This is a genomic window from Rhodococcus baikonurensis, from assembly GCF_040489275.1.
GTDB classification, from domain to species: Bacteria; Actinomycetota; Actinomycetes; order Mycobacteriales; family Mycobacteriaceae; genus Rhodococcus_F; species Rhodococcus_F baikonurensis.
The window spans coordinates 1-7,100 of sequence record NZ_JBEUOQ010000049.1 but is presented as its reverse complement, the minus strand read 5'-3'; the positions used below and the strand labels follow the sequence as shown (position 1 = coordinate 7,100).

The following is a 7,100-nucleotide window of genomic DNA, read 5'->3' as shown; positions in this document are numbered from 1 at the left end:
TCTTCGTCACATTCTCCAGTGTCGTCATCTCGGCACCTCCTCGCCGAGCATTCACTCAGCGTCTCGGGCCAAAACACCGATTACGAAACAGTCCCGGTGCCGGTTCCGCAGCGGCGGGCATACGCGATCATTCCGTCTGCTGCCCGCACAGCGCGGACGCCGTTGTCGTGGATCTGCGACTCGGGGTCTTGCTCGTAGCGGAAGTCATCGTGCTTGCTGCCGCCTGCTGTCGATGCCGCGACTGCGTCGAATGTGTCTATTCCTTCCCAGGCGCGTGCACGGTATTCGGGCTTCGTTGTTTCGGACATGTGTTGTGTCCCTTTCCCTTGCGGGTGAGCTACACAGCGGGGGTGCTGTGCAGCGCGGCCAACAGGGCGGTCTGGACCTCGAGCGCGGGCGACGGCGCACCGTGTGCAAGGACGCTCGCGGTCGTGTCATCGATGACGACGGACATGTGGGCGCGGTGACGCGAGAGCATCACGCAGGTGCGGCCCGCGTCGAGGTTGAAAGGTTCGGCGGTCCGGTATCCCGCCAACGGGTGCAGCACCACGACGGCAGGGCGCTCGAGGCCTTGCAGCGAGTTGGCGGTGCCGACCAGTACGTCGGGGTGCTCGCTGAGTAGGGCACGGATTGCCGCAGCCTGGGTCACGTGCGGGACCACCACGGCCACGTCGGCGGCCGTCATTGGCCGCTGGCCTGCGGTGGTGACCAGATCCGCTGCCAGTAGTTCCGCCGCCCGCGCGGCGCATGCGGTCACCAGGGCCGGATCGGACGGGCCTCCGCAGGCTGTGATCGGGCGGTGCGCCAATTCGGGCCACACGGCTCCGCTCGAATCGGTGAGGTGTTCCGGGGGACGCTTGGAGGTGAACGGCAGGTCGGGGTAGAACAGTGGCGCGATCAGTGCTGTGGTGTCGGGTCCGAGTCGCCAGGTGTGCGCCAACCGCACCATCCCCACCGCGTCGCCGTGCGCAGCCAACAGTGCAATCGGGGCGGGTAGATCGGGTGCGGTTTCGCTTCCCTCCCAACGAGATACATCGCCGGTCACCACCGGGTCGATCTGGCCGGGATCACCGACGCACACCACCTGTTTCGCCATGGCTCCCAGCGCTCCCAGATCGGCGTAGGTGCATTGCCACGACTCGTCCACGATCAACACGTCCGCACCGACTCGGTCTGGGTCCGAGAACAACCATCGCGCCGTCGTGCCGATCAGAATTGCACCGACGTCGCCCTGCCAGCGCACTTTCTGTCCCGAGACCACCGGTGTGTCGCCGCTGTCCGGTGCCGGTGCTTTCGCTTTCCACATCAAGGCGGCGCGGTCGGTGAGTGTTCCCAACCGGCGTGCAATCTCCACCGCCTGTTCGCGGGTCTGCGCCGCGATCCCCACGCGCAGATCCGCGCGGTGCGCCAATGCCGCAGCCAGTAATGCAACCAAGCGGGTCTTGCCCGCACCGGGAGGGGACGGCACCACCACCGCCGGATCACCCGACCACACCGAAAACAGCACACGCGCTGTGATCGGGTCGGCCATGATCTCCGACCCCGGCCACCCCGTCAGCGACGGGACGGGCGGACGGGACGACGACGGCACCGGGCCGGAGGGGGCAGCAATATCGGACGACGAGGCAGTAATGCGCATGACGAATCAAACCTTTCGTGAAAAAAGTCTCTGAACTGGCTATTTACCTAAGGCAGGTATGCTGCCGGTGCTATTCCTCTGCGCCCGCTATGAGCACGTCCAACGGCACTTCACGCCGGGAAGGGACGGGTGTCTGCCCCGTCGAAAGCCAGGACCGCCGCCCTCGGTAGAGCCGCCAGTACCGGCCACGACCAGCGCGCATCGCGAAAGGTGACGCCGCTTGCGGCATCAACACCACCGACGCGCCACTCGGCGGCGCATACATCCCCACCGAACCGAGTCCGAGCACCAACTTCCCGCCGACAACCTCGGTCGATGTGACCTCGACAGTGAACTGCTCGAACGGACGCCGTCGCGGTGTACCGACCCACCCGGTGACAGCAGATCCGACCCGCAGGCGCGAATCCAGACGCTCACACGTCACCGACAACGACCCGTTGCGCCGACGTGAACCTTTCGGTGGCGGCGTCATCGATGCCACACCCACCGCGACGTGGCCGGTGTGCAATGCGCGCTCGCGCCACATCGGATCATCGAGCAAGGCTGATGACATCACATCTGCTGCGTCACAACGACTTCGCAGACCCATCGCGGCGCTGGCCGTGTTGTCGGGACGCGACCAGTCGTGACCGTCCACCAGTGCGGACTGTGCCCGAGAAAACGAATAGGCGTCGTCTTCACCGATCGCAGCGAGCAGCGGTAACAACGGGCCACTGCCGATCGCACGCGCCCATTCGTGCATCCCGGCGACACTCTCGTCGGTGATCTGCAACCACTTTCGCCATACCCGCGCCGACCGCTGCGCTTCCGGCACCACTCCGAGCACGTAGCGGGCACTGGAGGCGGCCGGAAGATTCACCACCGCCGATGTGCCGGGATGATCCGCGCGATCTGCCCACCACCCCACCATCGCGGCGCTACCGGAGATGTTCGGGTCACTGTGGTGAGCGTGCGCCCGCGCCAACCCCACCAGGGCCGGGATCGTGCCGGTGTCGTCGGTGAGCAACATCGCCGGGGTATCCGCCGCCAGTGTGCCGCCCAACCGTGCGAGCAACGCCAACCCTGCCTCGTCGCACGCGGTTTCCTCACCTCCACCGAACGACGCAGCGGACACGCTCACACTGCCGCCGCGTACCGTCGCCCGCACCGCCAGCGCCGACGCTGACGGGGTGAACGTAGTGTGTGCGAGCCGAGCAACGGGGCGCCCTGTTTCGGCGGCATAGAGACGCTGAGCCAGATCGAACCATTCCACGCTCACGACACGTCCTCCGTCTGTTCGCACGCCCCGACCACCGGATTCGCAGCGCACTCCCACCCCGCACGCAAGGCCCGCGCCGCCGCATCCTCGCCGGTACCGGCGACCACGCTCGCCACCTGATCCGGCGCGTGACCGGTACCGGTCAACACCTGCTGCGCGTACCGCAACAGATCACCGCTCACCGCGTTCACAACGCACCGACCGGGATCTGCACACTCGACGCCCATTCCGGGGTCCGTGCCAGTGCAGTGTCGTTGCCGATCACCGCGCACACCAGATGCGCCCGCGACGGCCGATCCGGCCACGGCGTATCCCCGTCCGTCAACACGATCACCACGTGCGGGGCAGGACGGGCCGCGTTCGCCGCATCGATCCCGACGCGCATATCCGTACCGCCGCCGCCCACCAACACCACATCAGCCACCGACCGCACCGCCTGCGCAGACGTCGATGCCGCATCGCACGAGAGAATCCGTACCCGCTCCCGCGCTACACCGCCTGCCCGCAGCACACCCGCAACCTCACCCATCGCCGCCGACAGATCCGCCGCCGACATGGACCCGGACGTGTCGATCACAATCGACACCGTGATCGACGGACCCCGCATCGCCGGGGCCACGATCCCCGGCAGGCTGCGCCGCGACGGACGCGCATAGCTGTAGTTCGTCCGCCCCGACTGATCCGCCAGCGCGCGCCGGATCACCGCGCGCAACACCCGATCCCACGGCACTGTCGGCGGCGTGAGAACCTCACCAGCCCAACGCGCCAATCCTGCCGGTGCGCTCCCGCGCCCCTTCCCTTGCGCCGCCTGCACCGCCCGCGCCACATGGCGGCGCATCAGATCTGCTTCCGCGCCGTCCAACCCGTCCGCGACCTCCCCCGCTGCCGCGCCCAACTCCCCCGGCACCGGCGCGCACCCCGCACCGGACCCGCATCCCACATCTTCGTCGTCTGGAAACTGTTGCCCCGTAGCCGGATCGATCAGGTGCGTGTAGTAGTCCTCTGCGATTCCGCCGTCCTCGCACCCGAACGATTGTGGAGTGATCACCCCGTCCGGTAACCCGACGCCCGCCGCCAGCAAGTCGTCGTTGATTTCCGCGTCCGCCGCGTAATTCCACGCCACGTGTTGCACCGGCTTCGGCAAGGACTGACCCCGCGCACCGTGCGCCCGCAGCAAGTGCCCGACCTCGTGCAGCAATACCGCACCCGCCACCGGCACCGGCCACGCACCCGCGCCCACCAACAACGCCGGATCGAGATAAAGCCGCCACTGCGCATCCACCGCGAACGTTCCCAACCCCGGTGCAGCAACGGGCTGCGCCGCGAACAACGCCCGCATGAAATACGGCATCTGCTCGGCAGAAACCAGCCGTGCCAGGCGAAACGCCCGCAACTCATCCGGCGCGAGCACCCGAACCCCGCTCATGCCGCCGCCTCCATCAGACCCGCAGCGGTCAACATCGGCGCGAACCGACGAGCAGACGCCGGGACAGTCGCCTTCGCCGGTCGCGCCGTCGCCAGCGTGCGCGCCGCCGCGCCCGCCACGTCCGGTGCGCCCGCCTCCGCAGCCGCGATCAGCGGACCCCACGCACTGCGCCAGGCCTCCACCGTGCCCCGTCCCACCGCCCACGCCGTGACACCGGACAGCACCGCCCACACCAGATCAGGACGCGACTGCCAATCGAACGCCGAATCGGGATTCTCCACCACCGCAACCGGATCGGGAAGATCCGCGCTACGCCGCCACTCCAAGAACTCCACGCCCGCGCCCTCACCGATCAACCCGAACACCGCCGTGTTGATCGCCGCGTTGTCGTCCTCCCGCAAATGCGGCAACACCGCCGCCAACATCGACCACGTACGACGCGACGGCCACGCACCACCGGTCTGCGCAGCCGACGACGGAAACGCATCCAACGCATCAGGATTGCGCTGCACAAAGCCGGTGATCGAACTGCGCACCAACGCAACCCGTTGCTCATCGGTGGCCACCGCACGCGAGGCAGGCGGTGCACCCCACCCCGTCGCCATACCGTCCAACCACTCATCCACAGACGGCGTGAACTCCACATGTCAGAACCGATTCGCCAACGGCGCTTCCAACTCGTACCCACCAGCAGCGCAATCCGGAGGATTCGCCCCCGCAATCACCCGAGTCCCCTTCGGCAACTGCACATCACCGACAGTCAAATCCAACGCCACCGCCAACATCGCCGCCTGCACAGCAGGCGGACTCGTCGTCAACTCGTCCAAAAACAGATACCCACCACCACCGGCAACCAATTCCTTCGCCCACGCCGGAGCCTCCAACGCCACACCGTGCTCCCGCACCACCGGCAACCCCGCGAAATCCGACGGCTCACGCAACGACCCCAACACCGTCTTGCACAACACCCCATCCGCCGCAGCCAACCCACGAACCAAACTCGACTTGCCCATACCCGGACCCGAAATCAACAACGACGGCACACCCGCCCGCCCATTCGCATCCAACACAGTCACAGCAGTAGCCAAATCAGCCACAGGAATCCTCCAGAATCGAGCGAACTGGTCAGGTCCGCTACCGAATTAGACTCCCCAATTATATAGGTTGACCTGCGCAAATAGGCGCTAGAATCGTTTCTCACGTCCCCGGCGCACCCTGTGCCGGGGACGTGAGAAACCACTACCTCACCGGCCGCCGGCACCACCGCAGACAGGCGAAGGAAAGGTGGCTACAAGACCGCGATTTCGACCTCCGATCAGCGGTCCCCAGCATGCCGACCTCTACGACATCTTTTCGGGCCGGCATCTGCACACAAGAAGTCAAACCTGCGAAACGCCACGCTAAAAAGCGGATAGACCGCAAACGATGTCCGGGCTTGGCTGTCAGCTCTTGAGCTCGCCGACCCACAACACCTCAAACAACCCGTTACTCAAGTCGAAATATGTACGGAGAGTTCGTTTCACCGTCGATACGACGCTGAAACTCAACTTGGACTTGCTGCAGCAACTCGAGGTCGTCCCAAGCAGATGAGTGATCCTTGCTCTGTTCTCGAGAGTCAAACAACAGATTCACCCACCGGGCATTGTGGGATGACCACATCACAAAGAAGACATCCGGCCACATCACCCAGACGGTGTCTACGCCAACAATCCCGTCCAGTGGGTTCAGAAGGTGTGCCACGATAGGAGCAACGTCCATTTCAACGACGGGATAGTCAAAGGGATGGGCAATCAGAAATATGTTCTTCGAGTGCGCAACCCTCACTTTCTTGTTTAGTTGGCGGAGCGCGCGATCAATCTGATTGAGGCCTTCACCTGCCAGGACCTCGTTTACAGTCGTAACAGCTGCGGTGAACGTCGTCACCATCGGAATTTCGCCACGCCCAAGGGATTGATCAATCGTGGCGTCAAACTTTCGGTACCAAAGACCAATCGATTTCACTTCGAAGTCCGCAAACCTCTTATTCGCCAAACCCATCGACGATATGGGGCTGCGCTCCGATTTCGAATGCGAAAGATCGAAGATCAAGTCTGGTTCGCCAGCACAATCAACGCTAGTCGGCGCACAGGCTAGGAATGCAGTCGTTGAAATGGCGGCTAGGTCCTCGCCCGATCTCACTTTCAGTTTTCGAAGCACCTCGTGCGGCAACGCACGGCAGAGCTCGTCGACCGCCCACCATAAAGTTCGTTGCGGTATCACCACTACGTCACTGCCCTTTGCGCCCGGATCGAGCATGAACTTATAGTCGCACATCGCAAAGCAAAGCCCCGGGAGTTCGGGTCACTTCAATCCCGGGCTTCGGCGATAGCATCAGCGGTCACCAGCATGTCGATCTCAACAACATTGGTTCCGCCGGCATCGGTGACGCGCACGGTTACTCCGGCGAGCTTGTGTACCGTCGGTCATTGACCGCAGAGGGGAAACCGAGATGCTGTTGTCTTCCTGGCGAGTGTGTATCACCGAGAGTCGTGTGGTCCGACCCCGGATCACGGCATACCGGAGCGCGGCGAGAGAAGCCGTCGCCACCATATCCAGCCAACGAAAATGACCAGCCAGAAGTCGATTCCTACTCCCGTCAGGCCTTACTCAACGCCGCCAATGCATCTGTGCCGACGGGTTCTTCGGGAGTGTTTCTTAAACGGTGTTTCGGCCCGACACGCTGGGTGAATGCCCGGCGAGAAGGGTGCCGTGATGACGACACTGGATGATGTGACGAA

At 64.5% G+C, this 7,100-nt stretch carries 6 protein-coding genes and 1 pseudogene; all 7 read right to left on the bottom strand.

Features of this window, described 5'->3' with window-relative positions:
• Positions 1-80: 80 nt before the first annotated feature.
• The 7 genes and pseudogenes from ABWI03_RS33890 to ABWI03_RS33860 all read right to left on the bottom strand — a co-directional run bounded on the left by ABWI03_RS33890 (position 81) and on the right by ABWI03_RS33860 (position 6,618).
• Positions 81-308, bottom strand: coding sequence for a hypothetical protein (locus tag ABWI03_RS33890; RefSeq protein WP_245220050.1), 228 nt, complete (start codon positions 306-308; stop codon positions 81-83).
• Between the two features lie 29 nt (positions 309-337).
• Positions 338-1,639 carry an AAA family ATPase gene (locus ABWI03_RS33885; protein ID WP_003941272.1) on the bottom strand — a complete coding sequence of 434 codons (1,302 nt, stop codon included), beginning with the start codon at positions 1,637-1,639 and terminating at the stop codon, positions 338-340.
• Between the two features lie 70 nt (positions 1,640-1,709).
• The gene (locus ABWI03_RS33880) at positions 1,710-2,897 is read right to left on the bottom strand and encodes a hypothetical protein (protein WP_209923613.1); all 1,188 of its coding nucleotides are present in this window, start codon (positions 2,895-2,897) and stop codon (positions 1,710-1,712) included.
• Positions 2,894-3,088, bottom strand: a complete 195-nt coding sequence (locus ABWI03_RS33875; RefSeq protein ID WP_125053203.1) for a hypothetical protein — start codon at positions 3,086-3,088, stop codon at positions 2,894-2,896. The genes ABWI03_RS33880 and ABWI03_RS33875 overlap by 4 nt, the downstream gene beginning before the upstream one ends.
• The gene (locus tag ABWI03_RS33870) at positions 3,085-4,323 is read right to left on the bottom strand and encodes a vWA domain-containing protein (RefSeq protein WP_218748330.1); all 1,239 of its coding nucleotides are present in this window, start codon (positions 4,321-4,323) and stop codon (positions 3,085-3,087) included. The genes ABWI03_RS33875 and ABWI03_RS33870 overlap by 4 nt, the downstream gene beginning before the upstream one ends.
• Positions 4,320-5,420: pseudogene (locus ABWI03_RS33865) on the bottom strand (ATP-binding protein). The gene ABWI03_RS33870 and the pseudogene ABWI03_RS33865 overlap by 4 nt, the downstream one beginning before the upstream one ends.
• Before the next feature lie 388 nt (positions 5,421-5,808).
• Positions 5,809-6,618, bottom strand: a complete 810-nt coding sequence (locus ABWI03_RS33860) for a hypothetical protein (protein WP_128638076.1) — start codon at positions 6,616-6,618, stop codon at positions 5,809-5,811.
• Positions 6,619-7,100: the final 482 nt, after the last annotated feature.